The sequence below is a fragment of the Haloarcula sp. JP-L23 genome (assembly GCF_011602445.1).
Classification (GTDB): Archaea; Halobacteriota; Halobacteria; order Halobacteriales; family Haloarculaceae; genus Haloarcula; species Haloarcula pellucida.
The window spans coordinates 1,602,486-1,618,894 of sequence record NZ_CP050014.1 but is presented as its reverse complement, the minus strand read 5'-3'; the positions used below and the strand labels follow the sequence as shown (position 1 = coordinate 1,618,894).

25 protein-coding genes are annotated in these 16,409 nt (G+C 65.4%); 12 read left to right on the top strand and 13 right to left on the bottom strand.

What is annotated here, in order from left to right; genetic code table 11:
• The first annotated feature begins 51 nt into the window (after window positions 1-51).
• Window positions 52-801 carry a hypothetical protein gene (locus G9465_RS08245; protein ID WP_166968856.1) on the top strand — a complete coding sequence of 250 codons (750 nt, stop codon included), beginning with the start codon at window positions 52-54 and terminating at the stop codon, window positions 799-801.
• On the opposite strand, the gene G9465_RS08240 is transcribed toward G9465_RS08245, so the two are convergent.
• The 3 genes from G9465_RS08240 to G9465_RS08230 form a co-directional block, all read right to left on the bottom strand.
• Window positions 793-978, bottom strand: coding sequence for a hypothetical protein (locus G9465_RS08240; RefSeq protein WP_166968854.1), 186 nt, complete (start codon window positions 976-978; stop codon window positions 793-795). The two genes, G9465_RS08245 and G9465_RS08240, sit on opposite strands and share 9 nt — an antisense overlap.
• Before the next feature lie 47 nt (window positions 979-1,025).
• Window positions 1,026-1,766 carry a hypothetical protein gene (locus G9465_RS08235; RefSeq protein ID WP_166968852.1) on the bottom strand — a complete coding sequence of 247 codons (741 nt, stop codon included), beginning with the start codon at window positions 1,764-1,766 and terminating at the stop codon, window positions 1,026-1,028.
• Window positions 1,767-1,896: 130 nt separating this feature from the next.
• Window positions 1,897-2,736 (bottom strand): aldo/keto reductase, encoded by an 840-nt coding sequence (locus tag G9465_RS08230; RefSeq protein ID WP_349674906.1) that lies wholly within the window; start codon window positions 2,734-2,736, stop codon window positions 1,897-1,899.
• Between the two features lie 103 nt (window positions 2,737-2,839).
• Here G9465_RS08230 and G9465_RS08225 point away from each other — a divergent pair, with 103 nt between their 5' ends.
• Window positions 2,840-3,517, top strand: a complete 678-nt coding sequence (locus G9465_RS08225) for a halocyanin domain-containing protein (RefSeq protein ID WP_166968850.1) — start codon at window positions 2,840-2,842, stop codon at window positions 3,515-3,517.
• Between the two features lie 21 nt (window positions 3,518-3,538).
• Here G9465_RS08225 and G9465_RS08220 read toward each other — a convergent pair whose 3' ends face one another.
• Complete coding sequence (locus tag G9465_RS08220; RefSeq protein WP_166968848.1) at window positions 3,539-4,063, bottom strand: SRPBCC family protein; 525 nt, start codon at window positions 4,061-4,063, stop codon at window positions 3,539-3,541.
• A 139-nt stretch (window positions 4,064-4,202) separates the two neighbouring features.
• Between G9465_RS08220 and G9465_RS08215 the strand changes: the two genes are divergently transcribed.
• Both G9465_RS08215 and G9465_RS08210 read left to right on the top strand, forming a co-directional pair.
• Complete coding sequence (locus G9465_RS08215) at window positions 4,203-4,475, top strand: helix-turn-helix domain-containing protein (RefSeq protein WP_166968846.1); 273 nt, start codon at window positions 4,203-4,205, stop codon at window positions 4,473-4,475.
• Window positions 4,476-4,581: 106 nt separating this feature from the next.
• Window positions 4,582-5,655, top strand: a complete 1,074-nt coding sequence (locus tag G9465_RS08210) for a tubulin/FtsZ family protein (RefSeq protein ID WP_166968844.1) — start codon at window positions 4,582-4,584, stop codon at window positions 5,653-5,655.
• Between the two features lie 131 nt (window positions 5,656-5,786).
• On the opposite strand, the gene G9465_RS08205 is transcribed toward G9465_RS08210, so the two are convergent.
• Both G9465_RS08205 and G9465_RS08200 read right to left on the bottom strand, forming a co-directional pair.
• On the bottom strand, window positions 5,787-7,130 hold the full coding sequence (locus G9465_RS08205; protein ID WP_166968842.1) for an alkaline phosphatase family protein: 1,344 nt from the start codon (window positions 7,128-7,130) through the stop codon (window positions 5,787-5,789).
• Window positions 7,131-7,526: 396 nt separating this feature from the next.
• Entirely contained in the window at window positions 7,527-8,060 is a 534-nt protein-coding gene (locus G9465_RS08200; protein ID WP_166968840.1) for an inorganic diphosphatase, read from the bottom strand.
• Between the two features lie 356 nt (window positions 8,061-8,416).
• Between G9465_RS08200 and G9465_RS08195 the strand changes: the two genes are divergently transcribed.
• The gene (locus G9465_RS08195; protein ID WP_166968838.1) at window positions 8,417-8,776 is read left to right on the top strand and encodes a PadR family transcriptional regulator; all 360 of its coding nucleotides are present in this window, start codon (window positions 8,417-8,419) and stop codon (window positions 8,774-8,776) included.
• 5 nt (window positions 8,777-8,781) lie between these two features.
• Here the strand turns inward: G9465_RS08195 and G9465_RS08190 are convergent, their stop codons facing one another.
• From G9465_RS08190 to G9465_RS08180, 3 genes are all read right to left on the bottom strand, one after another.
• Entirely contained in the window at window positions 8,782-9,336 is a 555-nt protein-coding gene (locus tag G9465_RS08190; RefSeq protein ID WP_166968836.1) for a rnhA operon protein, read from the bottom strand.
• Complete coding sequence (gene rnhA / locus G9465_RS08185; RefSeq protein ID WP_166968834.1) at window positions 9,329-9,922, bottom strand: ribonuclease HI; 594 nt, start codon at window positions 9,920-9,922, stop codon at window positions 9,329-9,331. The genes G9465_RS08190 and rnhA overlap by 8 nt, the downstream gene beginning before the upstream one ends.
• Window positions 9,923-9,984: 62 nt before the next feature.
• A complete protein-coding gene (locus G9465_RS08180; protein ID WP_166968832.1) occupies window positions 9,985-10,380 on the bottom strand; it encodes a hypothetical protein in 396 nt (131 codons plus the stop codon).
• Between the two features lie 101 nt (window positions 10,381-10,481).
• On the opposite strand from G9465_RS08180, the gene nreA reads away from it, so the two are divergent.
• The 4 genes from nreA to G9465_RS08160 all read left to right on the top strand — a co-directional run bounded on the left by nreA (window position 10,482) and on the right by G9465_RS08160 (window position 12,561).
• Window positions 10,482-11,810 (top strand): DNA repair protein NreA, encoded by a 1,329-nt coding sequence (gene nreA, locus G9465_RS08175; RefSeq protein ID WP_166968830.1) that lies wholly within the window; start codon window positions 10,482-10,484, stop codon window positions 11,808-11,810.
• 49 nt (window positions 11,811-11,859) lie between these two features.
• Entirely contained in the window at window positions 11,860-12,042 is a 183-nt protein-coding gene (locus G9465_RS08170; protein ID WP_166968828.1) for a hypothetical protein, read from the top strand.
• 78 nt (window positions 12,043-12,120) lie between these two features.
• Window positions 12,121-12,294, top strand: a complete 174-nt coding sequence (locus G9465_RS08165) for a hypothetical protein (RefSeq protein ID WP_166968826.1) — start codon at window positions 12,121-12,123, stop codon at window positions 12,292-12,294.
• 42 nt (window positions 12,295-12,336) lie between these two features.
• Window positions 12,337-12,561: a hypothetical protein gene (locus tag G9465_RS08160; RefSeq protein WP_166968824.1), complete on the top strand. Its 225-nt coding sequence runs from the start codon at window positions 12,337-12,339 to the stop codon at window positions 12,559-12,561.
• Here the strand turns inward: G9465_RS08160 and G9465_RS08155 are convergent, their stop codons facing one another.
• Complete coding sequence (locus tag G9465_RS08155; protein WP_166968822.1) at window positions 12,562-12,846, bottom strand: DUF5789 family protein; 285 nt, start codon at window positions 12,844-12,846, stop codon at window positions 12,562-12,564.
• A 140-nt stretch (window positions 12,847-12,986) separates the two neighbouring features.
• Between G9465_RS08155 and G9465_RS08150 the strand changes: the two genes are divergently transcribed.
• From G9465_RS08150 to G9465_RS08140, 3 genes are read left to right on the top strand one after another with little or no spacing between them, the layout of a single operon-like run.
• Window positions 12,987-14,021, top strand: coding sequence for a hypothetical protein (locus G9465_RS08150; protein ID WP_166968820.1), 1,035 nt, complete (start codon window positions 12,987-12,989; stop codon window positions 14,019-14,021).
• 49 nt (window positions 14,022-14,070) lie between these two features.
• The gene (locus G9465_RS08145) at window positions 14,071-14,397 is read left to right on the top strand and encodes a transcription factor S (protein WP_166968818.1); all 327 of its coding nucleotides are present in this window, start codon (window positions 14,071-14,073) and stop codon (window positions 14,395-14,397) included.
• Window positions 14,398-14,403: 6 nt separating this feature from the next.
• Window positions 14,404-15,015 (top strand): hypothetical protein, encoded by a 612-nt coding sequence (locus G9465_RS08140; protein WP_166968816.1) that lies wholly within the window; start codon window positions 14,404-14,406, stop codon window positions 15,013-15,015.
• On the opposite strand, the gene G9465_RS08135 is transcribed toward G9465_RS08140, so the two are convergent.
• The 3 genes from G9465_RS08135 to G9465_RS08125 form a co-directional block, all read right to left on the bottom strand.
• Window positions 14,996-15,403 carry a hypothetical protein gene (locus G9465_RS08135; protein WP_227015761.1) on the bottom strand — a complete coding sequence of 136 codons (408 nt, stop codon included), beginning with the start codon at window positions 15,401-15,403 and terminating at the stop codon, window positions 14,996-14,998. The two genes, G9465_RS08140 and G9465_RS08135, sit on opposite strands and share 20 nt — an antisense overlap.
• Window positions 15,400-15,609, bottom strand: a complete 210-nt coding sequence (locus G9465_RS08130; protein WP_166968814.1) for a hypothetical protein — start codon at window positions 15,607-15,609, stop codon at window positions 15,400-15,402. The genes G9465_RS08135 and G9465_RS08130 overlap by 4 nt, the downstream gene beginning before the upstream one ends.
• A 77-nt stretch (window positions 15,610-15,686) precedes the next feature.
• Complete coding sequence (locus tag G9465_RS08125; protein ID WP_166968812.1) at window positions 15,687-16,409, bottom strand: methyltransferase domain-containing protein; 723 nt, start codon at window positions 16,407-16,409, stop codon at window positions 15,687-15,689.

Here is a 16,409-nt window from a genome sequence, read left to right as displayed (position 1 = left end):
CTGCGGCCGGGTTCCGTCTGGCTTTTGTCCGGGCACGCCTAACAGACGCCCATGCAGGTACTCGGCGACCTCGTCGCAGACGGGCGCGGCCGTGACGGCCCCCTCTTTACCGCACCGGAACGGACCGCGCCGTACAGTTACCGGGACTTCTGTACGAACGCCTGGAAAGGCGGGAACCTCATGCGCCACTACGGCGTCCGGAAGGGAACCCGTGTCGCCGTCGTCGCCGGGCCGAAGGACCCCGTCGACGGCGACGAACCCGGCTATCTCGGGACTGCTCCGGACCCGTTGTTGGCCGTCCTCGCGGCGACGCTCGACGGCGCAATCGTCGATCTGGACCCGCCGGGCGCCGTGGACGCGACGGCGCTGGTCGCCCCGGCGGCGTGGCTGGACCGCTACGAACTCGGGCCGGGGACGAAGGCACTCGCCTACGGCGGGCCGAGCGACGACCCGACCGTCGCCCAGTTCGAGCGTGAACTGTGGAGCGAGAACCCGCTGCAACCGCCGGGCGAAGTCGCGCCCGACGACCCGGCGCTGGCCGGCGAACGAACCTACACCCACGGCGACCTGCTGGCGGCGAGCGAGCGAGTCGTCGCCGAGAACGACCTATCAGACGAGACGACGGTCGCACTCCGAGCCCCCGTCACCACGGCGGGCGCTATCGTGGCAGGCCTCCTCGCACCGATGCAGGCGGGGGCGACGGTGTTGCTCGGCGACGACGACGCCGACATCGCCGTGGCTCCCGAGGGAGTCGACGTACCGGAGAAACGGGCTATTCGGCCGAGCGCTATCTCAGTGTGAGGCGCGGTACTCGCCGTGTTTGACGCCCAGAAGGAGCGTCACGACGCCGAACACGAGCAGTCCACCCAGCACCATCATCACGGTGCTGGTGGTCATCGGACTCATCAACGTGCCGACGGCGAGGACGCCGAAGAGCAAGACGAAGGCGGCGGCGGTCTTTGTCAGGTCGAATTCCATGCCGGTCGGGGGTTGGGGTGGAGCGCGCCTAAACGTTGTCCTCGCGGTCATTCCGTCGGGCGAGCGAAGTCCGCGAGCGTCACCAGCAGTCCCAGAACCCACCCGACGGGGAACGAGATGGCGACCCACATCACCACGTAGGCCGCGCCTTCGAGGTCGAACGTCCGGGAGAACAGGTCGGCGAGGCCGACCGGAGCGAGGAGGGTGTCGAGCAACCACTGGGCGAGCGCGGTGCTGCCGGGGAGCACGACGGCGGCGAGCGTCTTCGAGAACAGCGCCGCGACCACCGGCGGGAGGAAGATGGCTGTCATCGCGAACGGGTAGGCCAGTGCGACTGTCGTCCCGCGCCCGCCCACCGTACGCGCTCCGACCGCAAGCGCCGCCGAGACGGTCGCGACGACACCCGCGAGACCGATGGCGAGGACGCCACCGGTGACGAGGTCCAGTTCGAACCGCGCCAGCGCGGTGAGCCCGCCCCAGACGAGTACCGAGAGGAGGACGACGCCAACGACACCCAACCGCGTCGCCGTCCCGTCGATGCGGCGGGTCTGGAACCGGAGGAACGCGCCGAGCAACACGAGGGGGTAGACGAGGCCGATGACTGGGACGCCGATGGCAGACCACAGTCGATAGAGGACCATCCCGAACTGCGAGTCCGGCGTCCACGTGCCCAGTACAGTGTCGCCCGCGTTGCGCTGGCGCGGGTAGACAATCTCCATCCACGTCTCGTGTAACCGCCTGAGGTCGACGCGTATCCCACTGACGACCCCGTCACTCCCGGTAGCCATACTCGCCAGTTTACCCCTCCCACCGTTAAAGGTTTCAGGCCGATACGGCCGTCCTGACAGCCTAACGACAGAGAACCGGTCGGTTCACCGAACGGCACAGCGACGACGGACGACGTGTGGTTCCGGCCCGTCAGTCCCACGCGTCGGGTCCGAACGACGGATCGATGCGCCGGTCGGTCCGTTCGACGTCGTCGATGCGGGCGACTTCCTCGTCCGAGAGGGCGAGGGAACTGCTCGACAGGTTGTCGACGATGTGGTCGCGACCGGTGGCCTTCGGGATCGCCGTGACGCCCTTCTCGCGCAGCCACGCGAGACTGACCTGTGCGGCGCTGACGCCGTGGTCGTCCGCGACGTCGGTGAGAACGTCGCTCTCGAACACCTCGCCGCGGGCCAGCGGCGAGTACGCGACGAGTTCGTAGTCGTACTCGGCGGCGTGGGCCCGGAGTTCTCGCTGGGGGAGAAACGGGTGCATCTCCACCTGATTGGCGAACAGCGGGGCGTCGAGAACCTCCATCGCCTCTTCGACGTGGTGTGGTTCGAAGTTCGAGACGCCGACGTTCCGTATCTTGCCCCGCTCGTACAGTTCGTCGAACGCCGCCAGCGTGCCTTCGGCGTCGTAGTCACCGCTCGGCCAGTGGACGTACAGGGCGTCGACGGCGTCGACGCCGAGGTCGTCGAGGCTGTCGCCCACGCTGTCGAGGACGTCGTCGTGCGAGAGGTTCGACGTCCAGACCTTCGTGGCGAGGAAGACGTCCTCCCGGTCGACGTCGGCCGCGGCGATACCGACGCCGACGGCGGCCTCGTTGCCGTAGGCCTGTGCGGTGTCGACGTGGCGATAGCCGGCTTCGAGCGCCGTCTGGACGCTCGTCGCACACGCGTCCGGGTCGTCGTTCTGCCACGTTCCGAGGCCGAGCATCGGCATGCCGCTCGCTCGCGGAACGCTATCGGTGGTAGAGTCCTGCTGAGACATGTACGGGACCCAAGTTCCTGCGCCGGAAAGGAGTTCGGAAAGCGGTCACGGTGGGCGATTGGAAACCGACATATTCACGACGGGGACCGTCCAAACCCGAAGTATGACAGACGGTAGTGCGGACGTGTCTCGCCGGGCGTTCATGCGGACCGCCGCAGGGGCCACCGCGGCCTCCGCTGCCGCGGGGACCGCTACTGCACAGGAAAGCGGCGGAAACAACTCGAGCGACGGCGGTGGCGGCGGTGGCGGTCCGCCGGACTACGGCAGTTGGTTCAGCAACGTCCAGAACTTCGACGGCGAGACGGTCGATGCGACCGGACAGGACACGGTAACCGTTACAGTCGGCGCGGAAGGCAACGGTGGCGCGTACGCGTTCGACCCACCCGCAGTCCACGTCGACAACGGGGCGACCGTGAAGTTCGAGTGGACGGGCGAGGGCGGTGGCCACAACGTCAAGTCACAGGGCGACGGCCCACTCGACTCCGGGTCGCCCGTCTCGTCCGCTGGTGTCAACTACGAATACACCTTCGAGGAGGACGGAATCTTCAACTACGTCTGTGTGCCCCACGAGGGCCTCGGTATGAAAGGCGCCGTCGTCGTCGGTACCGACTACCCCACCTCGGGCGGCGGTGGCGGCGGCGGGGACGGCGGGTCTCCGGAAGTCCCGAACGGCGCGAAGACGCTCGGGGTCGCCACCTCCTTCGTGATGGTCGCGACGCTGGGTCTCGCGTACTTTTTCATGCGGTACGGCGGCGACTACGAGACGCCCGACGTCGAGTAATCGACCGGGTGCCGGCCGGACTCAGACCGAGTCCGGCCCCGTCTGAATCGCTAGGTCGACGTCGCGGCGCTCCCCTTCGATATCCGCGACGACCCGCTCGACGATTCGCGTCGCTTCCTTGTGGATCAACGGTTTGACCTTCTCGATGACCCAGTCCAGCGAGACGAGTCGTGGCAGGTCGACGGCGTTCGACGACGCCGAGTCCGGATCGAACTCGATGTGGAGGACGACTCGCGAGGCGACGTCGACGCCGTCCGGCGCCGACACCTCCTCGACGTACCAGTACCCATCGGCGTCGATGTCCTTGACGATACGCCAGTCGATACGCTCGGGTTCGTCGACACCGGTCACCTCCGAACGCGCGGTGTAGGTGAGCTTCCACCACGAGAACACGAGGTCGTAGTTAGTCCCCGGCGTTCCGTCACCGTCCTGTGTAACCCGGTCGATGTACTCCGAGTAGCGCGCGTACCCCGGGAAGTCGAGCAGGAACTCGTACAGCTCCTCGGGGGGCGCATACACCACCGTGCTGACCTCGACTTCGTCCACACGCCCAATGGGGATGGGTTCGGAAGTAAACTTTCGGGCGTGACCGCCGCCAGCTGCCGATAATGTTGCCGCAAGATTTCTCGTGCGCATGAGAGAGAAGGAGAAATATTATTATCCTGTATCCGATAGGGGAGAGTACATGAGTGCATCCGACATCCAACGCGTAGAGGACGAGGACGAGGAGTCAGTCGGGTGGGAGGCCATCAGAGACCTGCCCCCGAGCGCGAAACTCGTCGCGAAGGTGCTGGAGTACAACGAGACGCTTACCCAGAGCCAACTCGCCGAGGAGACGCTTTTGCCACCTCGAACGGTCCGATACGCGCTGAACCGACTCGAAGAGGTCGGCGTCGTCGACTCCCGGTTCTCCTTTGCGGACGCGCGAAAGCGCATCTACACGCTCAGTATCGAGTGAGCGCCCCCGCGGCCCGCCACCGAGCGTCGCGTCGAGCCCCGGTATCGCCGGCAGCCCCTCTCGAAACAGGGCAACGTTGATTAGTTACCCGCCAGAGACGTTGGATATGAAAGTCGTCCTGATTGGTGTGGGACAGGCCGGTGGGAAGGTCACACAGTCCCTCGCAGAGTTCGACTACGAGATGGGGTTCAACGCCGTTCGCGGCGCGCTCGCGGTGAACACCGCGAGACCGGACCTCCAGAACCTCGACATCGACACAGCCCTCATCGGACAGGACCGGGTGAAGGGCCACGGCGTCGGTGGCGACAACGAACTGGGCGCACAGATAATGCAAGAAAACGCCACGGAGGTACTAGAGAACCTCGACGGCCGCATCACGACCGAGGCGGAGGCCGTCGTCATCGTCGCCGGTCTCGGCGGCGGGACTGGCTCTGGCGGCGCACCAATGTTGGCTCGCGAACTGAAGCGCATCTACGAGATGCCCGTGTACGTCCTCGGCATCCTCCCCGGCAAGGACGAAGGCGGCCTCTATCAGGCCAACGCGGGCCGCTCGCTCAAGACGGCCGCCCGCGAGTCCGACTCGCTGCTCCTCGTCGACAACGACGCGTGGCGCGGGAGCGGCGACAGCGTCGCCGACGGCTACAAGCGAATCAACGACGCCATCTCTCAGCGCGTCGGCCTCTTGCTCGCCTCCGGCGAGGCCGTCGAGGGCGTCGGCGAGAGCGTCGTCGACTCCTCGGAGATCATCAACACGCTCCGTGGCGGCGGTATATCCTCTATCGGCTACGCCAGTGCACAGGCCAGCGAGGACCCAAGCGAGAACGTCAACACCATCACGAGCGTCACCCGCAACGCCCTCCTGACGAGTATGAGCCTCCCGAACGCCGTTGAGGCGGAGTCAGCCCTGCTGGTCGTCGCCGGCGACCCGGAACGACTCTCCCGGAAAGGCGTCGAACGCGCTCGCCGCTGGGTCGAAGACGAGACGGGCAGCATGGAGGTCCGTGGCGGCGATTTCCCGCTCGGGTCGGACAAGATAGCCGCGCTGGTCGTCCTCTCGGGCGTCGAGCGCTCGGGCCGCGTCGACGACTTCATGCGGAAGGCCAACGAGGCCGCAAAGTCACAGGGCGGCACCGTGGACCCTGACGAGTTCGACAACGAGAATCTGGATAGCCTCCTGTAACTCCACTTGTTACTTCGTCGGACGGCGTTCGGCCACCACTCGTCGTGAAAACGTCGAGAACGGCCGGCCACTCGCTTCGCTCGTCGTCGGTGAGACGGCGGTTCACGTCCGAACCGCTCGATACAGTGGGTCTACAGTAGACTGCCGCCGTCGAACTCGGTCCGTTCGTAGTCCTGTTCTAGCAGTTCCAGAATCGTCGGCGCGATGTCGTAGAGGTCCGCGTCTCGAACGGTGGCGTCGGCGTCGTCGATCAGCAACGTCGCGTTGTCGAACGAGTGCATCCCGTTGCGCGGGCCGACGTCGAAGACGGCCTCGCTGCCCTTGAACCCGGCCTTGAGGTCGAAGCCGTGGTTCGGGACGACGACGAGGTCCGGGGCGATGTCGTCGTGGTCGCCGCGGAACGCCTCCTCGCGGGTGACCACGCGGTCGGCGACTTTGTTGCCGTTCGGGCCTTCGAGGGCCTCGAGTTTCTCCTTGAGGTCGTTCCGAACCGACTCGTACTCGTCCTCGTCGACGCCGCCGTCGGGTTCGCGCCCGTCGAGGTTGATGTAGAACCGGCCGGGGATGAGCGAGTAGGCTTTGGCGTCTTCGCTGATGTCACCCAGTTCGGAGTGGTCCTCGTCCTCGAACTCCAGCCACCCCTCCTGTTCGAGCCACTCGTTGAAGTGGACCTCGTACTCGAGCGTGGTGAAACCGTGGTCCGAGGCGACGACCATCGTCACGTCGTCGGCGAGTTGCTCGCGGAGTTTGCCCAGATACTCGTCGACCTTCTCGTAGAAGTCGAAGAACTCCTGCTGGTACTCACCGTCCTGCTCGTAGTGTTTGAACAGGAAGTGATTGACCCGGTCGGTGGTCATGAACACGCCGAAAAAGAGGTCCCAGTCGTCCTGCTCGACGTAGTGTGAGAACGTCTCGTAGCGCTTTTCGAGCGTCTCGTGAGCGTCCTCGATGAACTCCGTCTTGTCCTCGTCGTGACCCAATTTGGCGTTGACGTCGATGCGGTAGTTCGTCTCTTCGAGCCGATCGCGCAGTTCGTCGGGGTAGGCGGCCTTGTCGACGCCGGGCGAGAGGAACCCGGAAACCATGCGCTGGACGTTGCGCTGGGGCGGGAACGTCACGGGGACGTTCAGCACCGTCGCGTCTCGACCCGCCTCGGTGACCCGGTCCCAGAGGCGCGTCGCCTGCACGTCCCGACCCATGGGCACGTACGTGTCGTAGGAGCCGACCTCGCGGTCCTGAAAGCCGTAGACCCCAGTCTGGCCGGGGTTGACACCGGTCGTCAGAGCGGGCCAGCAAGCGCTGGACTCGGGCGGAACGATGCTGTCGATGGGGCCGCCGCTCCCCTCGGTCTTGAGGTCGGTGAGGTTCGGGAACACGTCCGGATGCTCGTCGATGAGGCTGTACGGCACGCCGTCGATACCGAAGAAGGCGACGCGGGGAGCGTCGTCACCTTTCAGACGGTCGAATAGACCCATACCCGTCGTTAGACCGGTCGGGGACAAGAAGCTTCTTTTCGTGGCTGTGTCACGGACACCGGCAAAACGCTCGCCGTCGCCGTCGCGTCGATTACCGCTCTGCGTTCTCCGGGACGACTGTCAGGTGTGCGATGCCCGGCGGTATCGGGTCCTCTCGCTCCGTTCCACCACTGACGTCGGCAAGTGTCGTCTCGGATTGATCGGTCGCCATTGTATCTGTAACACCGGCCGCCACCCTCAAAACATTACCCATGCTCATACATAATCGGCAACGACTGCCGATATTATCGGAGAGCATACGCCCCGTATCCGTCGTGTGCTCTCGACCGACGGGGGCTGTCGCTGGCGTGGACGAGGACACGGACGACACGAAAGAAAAAGGCGGTCGACCGCGCTTCAGTTGAAGTGCTCGTCGTAGAGGTCTTGGGCGTGCTCGATAGCGTCCATCGCGGCCTGCTTGTCCTCCCATCCGAGCGTCTCGACTTCCTTGCCCGCTTCGAGGTTCTTGTAGGTCGCGAAGAACTCGTCGATCTCGTCGAGCGTCTGCTGGGGGATGTCGTCTACGTCCTCGATGTGGTCGTAGCGGGGGTCCTCGCTCGGGACGGCGATGACCTTGTCGTCCTGTTCGCCGTCGTCGTCCATTTTCATCAGCGCGACTGGGCGGGCCTCGATGACGCAGCCGGGGAACGTCTGGTCCTCGACGAGGACGAGGACGTCGAAGGGGTCCTCGTCGTCGTAGTACGACTGCGGGATGAACCCGTAGTCCGAGGGATAGTGAACGTTCGAGTGGAGCACGCGGTCGAGGACGACGCCGGGGATGTCCTTGTCGTACTCGTACTTGTTGCGCTCGCCCTTGAGGCACTCGACGACGGCGTAGATCTCTTCGGGCGGGTTCGGTCCGGTTTCGAGGTCTTCCCAGAGGTTCGTCATCACCCGCGACTGCGCGACGCCGGCAAAAGTTACTTTCGTAATCGTCCCGGAGCGGGACGGCGCGGAGGCATAGAGACGGCCCGGCGTCGAACGGGCGAATCGTGAGTACGACGCTCCCTCCGTAATACATAAAGTATTTATGCAGTACTCTTGCAGGATTATCCAACAGTCGACGGAGACAGCTTCAGGGCACCCTACGCGACAGGGGCCAGACGGGTTTGGCCCGTACAACTGCTGTACATACCGCGTTTTCGATAGTTGTTGCTGTCTGAAATATGGGCCTCCGTCGTCCGGTAGTAATCGTTCGTACGTCGGAGTTAACAAGTGTTAAATAGCTTGATGACATTTAACTAACCATGTCAGAGGCACAATCCATCAAGGGTAGCCCCGGCGTTGCAAAGGACTTGACCGCGTTCCAGCAAAACATCCTCGTCATTCTCGCAGAAGAGCCACGATACGGCCTCGCTATCAAGCGCGAACTCGAAGCGTACTACAGTGACGAAGTCAACCACGGGCGTCTCTACCCCAACCTCGACGACCTCGTCGAGATGGAACTGGTGGAGAAGAGCGAACTCGACAAGCGTACCAACCAGTACTCCCTGACCGACAACGGCAAAGACGCCGTCCTCGACCAGCTCGGCTGGGAGTTCTCGAAGTTCGTCACCGGCGAGGACCGCGCCGACGAGCTCCACGACCTCGTCGACGCTCAGGAGTAATCGACTTACTGCTCCGGTAGCCGACCACCCGCTTTTTCGACCGTCACACGGATCGACTCCTCGAGCAGCGCCCGCTGTTCGTCGGTCGGCCAGACGTTCCGCTGGAAGTACTCCTCGCGGAACTCTCGCAGTTCGTCGGTCGTCGCGTCCGCAATCGGCTTCGCGTAGTGGTTGCCCATGAAATCGGCGAGCGCGTCGGCGGTAGCACCGTGGACGTCGCCGTGGTCCGCCCGGACCGCGTCGACGACACGACGGTTCTGTTCTTCGACCGCGTCCCACTCGTCGGGCGCCTCCGGTCCGGAGAGTCTGACTTCGACACCACGGTCGGTGTCCTCGACGCGGTCCGGGCGGATGACGCCGTCCTCGACCCATTCGGCGGGGTGACAGACGATTACCTCGCCCGTATCTTCCTCACGAATCCGCGAGGTGTAGCCGCGTTCGTCGAGAAGTGCCGCTCGTTCCGCCCGGTACGCCGCCGCTTCGTCTTCGTCGACCGCTTCCCGGGCGAGTCTGGTGAGACGTTCCACCTCGTCGACCGTCTCGCTTGGCAGGTCAGTCATCGAGTGCGTCGTTGGCTAGTTGGTCCGCGCGGTCGTTTATCTCTCGCGGAACGTGCTCGATGTCCCACTGATCGAACTGGGTCAACAGTTCGCGGACCCGGACCCGCTTCTCCCGGAGGTCCGGGTCGTTCGTATTCCACTCGCCGCGTACTTGCTTGACGATGAGTTCCGAATCCCCACGGACGTGTATCTCGTCGAAGCTGTAGTCGGCGGCGACTTCGAGGACCTTGATCAGGGCGGCGTACTCGGCCTGATTGTTCGTCGCGCGGCCGATGGTCTCGCCACCCTCGGCGACGATGCCGCTGTCGTCGACGAGTACGTACCCCACCGAGGCCGGCCCGGGGTTCCCGCGGCACGCGCCGTCGAAGTAGGCGTGGACGCGCCCGCCGTCCTCGCCACGCAGGAGCGCCTCCAGTTTGGCGGTGTCGTCGCCTTGCACGACGACCTTACCCTCGTATGCGACGGCCGTCGCGCCGCCGTATTCCGCGCGCCAGCGCTCGTGGCCGGTGCTTCCCTCCTCGATAGTGACCCCAGCGTCGGCTAACTGCTCTCGGGCGACAGTCTCGTCACACTCGATGACCGGCATTGTTCGAGAACGACCGGGGAGTCGCAAAAACCGTTGTGGTCTCCCCGCAGGACGCCGACCGGTCAGTTACCAGCGCGCTTTGCGATACGCTGTGCGCCGGTCTGGCGCCCTTCTTCGCCACCGACGTAGCGGTCGACGATTGCCACTGCGCCACCGGCCGTGACGACGAGTCCGAAGAGGAGCATGACCGTCAGGAACGGGTCGACGGCATAGAGGAACATCGGCGACACCGTCAGTAACAATCCACAGACGATGGCCGTCACCGCTGCCAGCGGGGCGGCCTGCTTACCCGAGGCCGCCCGGTATGTGGAATGACCGACGGCGAGCGCCGCTATCTCGCCCACCAACAGGTTCGTCAGTGCCTGTGTGTGTGGAACCGAGAAGACAGCCGGCAAGAGTATGACGACGACGCTTACGACGGTTGCAGCCAAACCGAGCCACTTCGTTGCATTCACCATGATTTATATCACCCGTTGTTACTCAGTCCAGGTACGTAATACTTGTTCACAGACGTTCGGCAGGGACAGGTTCATGCCCGACAGGGGCAAAGCGCAGATAGATGCAGCTCGACGAGTTCATCGAGGGGTTCGAACGTGACGAGGCCGCCGAGAAGCGTCGCCTCGCCGAGGAGAAGTCCTACGCCATCACCGATCATCTCGAAGACGTCGAGCGGCAGTTCCAGGAGACGGTACAGGGCGACTCGCTCTTTGGTTCGACGGCCCCCGAGATATTCGTCGGCCGGTCGGGCTACCCGAACGTCTCGACGGGCCTGCTCTCGCCCGTCGACCGGGACGCCGCCGCCGAAGGGTTCGCGACGAGCAGCGAGTGGTACGACGCCGGTCTCGGCATCGAGGACGTCCTCCAGCGCCGTACCGGGATGCTCAACTCCACTCGCCCGACGGCCGTCGATGCCGTGAGTACGGGCGGCGGGCGCGAAAGCGGTACCGGCGGCGCCTACGACGTGTGGAACGGCTTCGTCGGCGTCCAGCGCGAAGTCGCCATCGCCGACCATCCGGTCGACGTCGAGGTCGGACTCGACGGTACGCCCGAACTCGACGTGCAGTTCGATGACGTGGGGACGCCGACCGGGCCGCGTGCCCACGCGACCGGCGCGGACTTAGCAGAGAACCCCCACGTCCCCCGGCCCGTCGAGAAGACGCTCTCGGACGACGACTGGCAGGCCGAGGGCGCGATGACGTACCTCTACCGCCGCGGTTTCGACGTCTACGACATCAACACTATCCTCTCGGCTGGGGCGCTCGGACAGGCCAACGAGCGGTCGCTGGTGCCGACACGGTGGTCCATCACCGCAGTCGACGACACCGTTGGCCAGTACCTCCGGGGGACCACGCGTAACAGCGACACTATCGACAAGCCCGAAGTCTGGTACAACGAGTACATGGGGAACCGCTACTGGGTCCTGCTGGCACCGGGCCGCTGGGAGTTCGAACTCGTCGAGATGAAAGCACCCGAGAGCGTCTGGAACCCCCGGCCCGGGACAGGGTACTACATGTCGAGCGCCCACGAGGGGTACGAGGGTCGGACGGGGTACGTAGAGGAGACGGCCGGCGCGTACTACGCCGCCCGACTGGGCGTTCTCGAACACCTCCAGAAGCGCGGCCGACAGGCCAAGTGTCTCGTCCTCCGGGAAATTACCGACGAGTACTGGGCGCCCGTCGGCGTCTGGCAGGTCCGTGAAGGGGTTCGGAACGCCTTCGATGGCGACCGAGGGGTCGGCGAGCACCCCCTCGCCGGTGAACCCGGCGTCGGCCAGTCGTTCCGCGAGACGCTCTCGGCCGTGGGCGACCACCTGCCGGTCAGTATGGGGGCACTGCGCCGCAAGTCCGAACTCGTCGCCGGCCTGCAGTCACAGCTCTCGGACTTCTGACCCGTCAGAAGTGACAACGATTAATGCAGACGTTGCGGTACTTCCCAGCGTGTCCCCTCCACTCCTGTTGTTCCCCGGTATGCCCGGTACTACCGAACTGGTCGTCATCCTCGTGCTGATGGCGTTGTTTTTCATCGTCCCCCTCGGCCTCGTCGCCGTCGCGTACCTGTTCGGAAAGCGACGTGGTCGGGCCGAGGTGGCCGACAGCGACGGGACAGAGCGTGTCGAGTAAGAGACAGGGAGTCGCCTTCTCACGCCCGCTGCGGCCGGAATCGACTGGTTTAACCGTCCGAATCCGTGAGGTTCGACTGTGTCCCCTCAGCCCGCAGACACTGCCCCGCCCGAGGAGTTGACGAGTCAGGCCTACCACATCACCGTCGACGACGGCCGAGATTCGTTCTGTGCACTCAGCATCGAGTCGCCCGACGTCGATGCGGCGTGGCTCATCTCGGATACGGTCCACTCGCTAGAGAGCATGCGATAGCGTCTCAAAAGCGGTTTTAGCCCGCCCGTGCTACGCCCAGCCATGTACCTGCTACTGCAGGGTCCGGGACTGGGCGGGCTGGTCGTCGTCGTCCTCTTGCTGCTGGCGATGGTGATCCCCGTCGTCGTCGTCTTCGGTATCGCCCTGTATCTGACGAGCGATCAGTGGGACGACCGGAAGGACGTGGTCGGGACGCCGGCGGACCCGACGGTAGACACGGACGAGACGCCCGCAGAAGACCAGCGTGCCGACGACGAGTCGGCGTAGTTACTCGGTCGGGACGGGACCGGTGCCGATGACCTCACGGACCGCGGCCTCGAACTCGTGGCGGTCGGTGAAGTACGGTACGTCGACGTCCTCCATGACCACGGCCAGTTCCTGCGGGCCGTCGGGCGTCCGGATGGTGGTGTCTCCCTCTCGGTCGACGACCGTGCTGTGTTCGATGCCCCACGTGAGTCGGGCGGTGACGCGGGCCAGCGGCGCCCCCTCGACGTCGGGCCCCTCGCCGAGTTCGACGGCCGGCGCCTCTTCCTCGCTATCGTCGTCGCTCATACTCGAACTGTTCCCGCCGGCCCGATTAGTGCTTTCGGAATGCGAGCGGTCCGTCGGCACCGTTCGCCACGCATCGCTCGCGCGCACGTCATGCGCCCGTCTGACGGGTAGTTTTGAGGAACGCCGTCCTAGAGGCGTCTATGACCAGTCTGACGGACGTCTACGAGGGGGAGGTCGGCCGCGTCGCGTCACGTCGCCAGCAGCTCGTCGGGTCGGGGCTGTTCCTCGCCGGGGTCGCGGGACTCGTCGCCGCCATCGCGCTGGCGACGACGAACGTGGGGTCGACGGTCGGCCTCGGGGACTACGCCGCCCGGAAGGCCGCCGGCATCCTCGCAGGCATCGGTCTCCCAGTGGTCGTCCTCGGCGTCTTCGCCGTCCTGCCGGCGAGTCGACGCGTTCGGGCGACGGCGATTCTCGGCGCGTGCGTCTCCATGCTCGGCGTCGCCGTGTTCCAGCACATCTACCCCTACAACTGGATGACGAACGCGCCGCTTCAGGCACTCGGGACCAGTATCGTCTACGTCGCCGGCGTCCTGACGACGTTCTGGTGTCTCTTTGTGGCACTCGCGACGTTCAACACCCGGAAGTCGCCGGGCGGCACCGCTCGAATGGCAGTTACCGAGGAGGGGACTATCAAACTCGTCGAGGAAGCCCGCTCGATTCCGGGCCTCGGCGGCATCGGGTTCTTCGGCGAGGACCCGGACGGCGGCGTCGAGACGCAGACCAACCGACACGAGGCGGGGCACGGGACAGTCAGTGACGGCGGCGACGAGAGCGAGGTGCTTCGGTCCCCTGCCGGATCGGGTACACAAAGCGGGACGGCGTCCACGACCGGCCCACAGAGCGCCGGCCGGCAGTCCGCAAACGGGCGACCAGACGAGACCGACGCCGAGCAGTCCACGAGCGTCGGCCCGTCGGAGCACGAACTCGACCCGGATATCGCCAGTGCCGGCCCAGAATCCGCCCCGAGCACGGACGGCGGGACGACGCCCCACACCGGTCAGGACCCCATCACCGAGACGGCCGTCCACCGCGGCGAACCCGACAACTACTGCGGTAACTGCCGGCACTTCCAGTACGTGATGGACGGCGACGACATCCAGCCGTACTGTACGTTCCACAGCGAGCAGTTGGACGACATGGACCCGTGTCCGGCGTGGGTCACCAACGACTGACGCGAACCCCGGCGTTTAACACGCCCGCGTTGCTTAACGGAGGACAACAATGGAGTTTTGCGACGACTGCGGTTCGATGATGAAGACAGAGGGCAACGTGTGGCTCTGTGAGAGTTGCGGCTACGAGAAACCGCGCAACGCCGACGCCGAACGGGAGATGGCCGTCACCACGCAGGGTCAAGAAGAGTCGGAAATCGTCGACACCTCGGAAGTGGACGCCGCGGACATGGGGCCGACGACCGGCGCCCGCTGTCCGGAGTGTGGCAACGAGCGAGCCTTCTACGAGATGAAACAGATTCGGGCCGCCGACGAGTCCGAGACCCGGTTTTTCACCTGCACCGAGTGTGAACACAAGTGGCGCGAGGACGACCACTGAGATAGCGTGTCCGACGACGCCTCGTTTCCAGACGTTCCCGCAGACCACCTGCGCGAAGAGGGGTGGGAACTGACAGACGAGAGCGTCGAGACGGTGTTCAAACTGCCGACGGCCAGCGTCGTCGGCGCGACGAAACTGTACGATGACGTGCGCACGCGTGCGGCGGCCGAGGCCGCCGCCGGCGTCGACTACCAGTGGCGCTTCTTCTTCGCGACGGCGCTGACCTTCCGTCCCCCGCTGACACCGGGTATCGGCCCGGCCATGATTCTCCCGACAGTCCGTTCGGAGGCCAACTCGACGTTCGCCGACGAACTGCGTGACCGTGGCTTCGAAGACGTCGAGCGCGGTCGACGGGAGCGGATTCGGACCGACAGCGGTGCCCGGGCGAGGCTCCGGACGTACACGGCGTCGATGCCGCTCCCCGAGACCGACGCGACGCTGTCGATAACGGGATGGGTCGGGGTCTGGCACGGTGACGGGTTCCGCATCGCCGCCGGCGCCTATCCCGACGACGCCATCGGCGAGTTACTCGGCGTCGACGACCCGCCCGAACGGCTCCGACGCCGACCCAGCGAGTACCGCGACGACCTGCTCTCGCTCATCCGCGCCGTCGAGTGACGGCGGCCAGTACTGGCCCCTCCGGAACGAGTTCGACGGGGCCGAGTCCGAGACGGCGAGCCACGGGACTCGGGTCGGCGGCCGCTCCGATGCGCGCGACCGGGACGCCACGGGCCTGTACTTCGACAGTTAGTCCAACGGAGGCCAACGCGGCCGCCACGTCCATCGTATCGGCCGGGAGCCGACGCCACAGCGAGAGGGCGGCGAGGAGCGACGGGAGGTCGACGGCGACGACGTCGTCGTAGCCGACGACAGTCAGCCCGTAGCCGTCCACCTCGACGTCGAGGTCCGCTTCGACGCCGAGGGACGGCCGGTCCTCTATCGCGTCCAGTAGCTCTGCAACGGTCTCGATTGGCTCGCGGTTCCGCCGCTCGGTCGTCGTAGTCACTCGTTCTCGCGGGTAGTAATAGTCAGCGTGCCGTCGACACGCCAGTGTGCGTAGTCGGCGTCGTCGCCGGTCTTGCTCGGTACGTCGACTTCCATGTCCTCGAACTCGTAGGTTATCTCGGCGTTACGGCCGGTGAGCCGGTCGTACAGTCCGATAGCGAGTTCGGGCCACGTCGTCGTCTCGTCTGGAGCCTCGGCTTCGCTCATACACCCACACGTACGTGTCAATGGGGCTTGAAACCACGGCCCAACTAATCCGGGACAGGGAGAGTCGACCTGATTTTTCAGGGACGACGGGCGAAGGTGAGGTAGCCGGTGTGGCCGACCCCACCGGTGGACGGCCGCGAGCCTCGGTCGTCGAAGTCCATCTCGCGCTGGATGGTGTCGAGCGTCTCGACGTTGTCGAGGCCCACCTCGGTGGCCGCAACGACGACCTCGCGCGTGTTCTCGACGAACGGGGAGTACACCGCGAGCGATCCACCGCGGTCGAGCAACGTCGGCGTTCGCTCGACGACGGTCGGCGCGTCCTCGGTGTCGAGCGTGACCACGTCGAAGCCCGAGAGTTCGTCGAGGTCGTCGGTCACGTCGCCGGTTCGGACCTCGACGGCGTCCTCGACGCCGGCCACCGCCATGTTCTCGCGGGCCACCTCGGCGAACTCGGGGTCTATCTCGTAGGTCACGACGTCGGCACCCAGTCGACCCATGTACGCGCTGAGGATGCCGGTCCCGGTCCCCGCGTCGAGGACTCGGTCGCCCGCGGCGACGCCCGTCTTGCCGACGACGAGGCCCACGTCGCGGGGCATCATCGGCGCGCCGGTCCGTTCGAGGTGATTGAACAGGTCCGGGCCGCGGAGGCGTCGGACGGTAAAGCCGGTTCCCAGATGCGTCTCCACGACGTCGCCGGGTTCGACGTCTTCGGGGACCTCCAGAATGCCGAGGTCCGATTCGAAGCGCTCGCCCGGGTCCAGCAGGTACTCGCGGTCCTCGTGGACGAACAGGTAGGACAC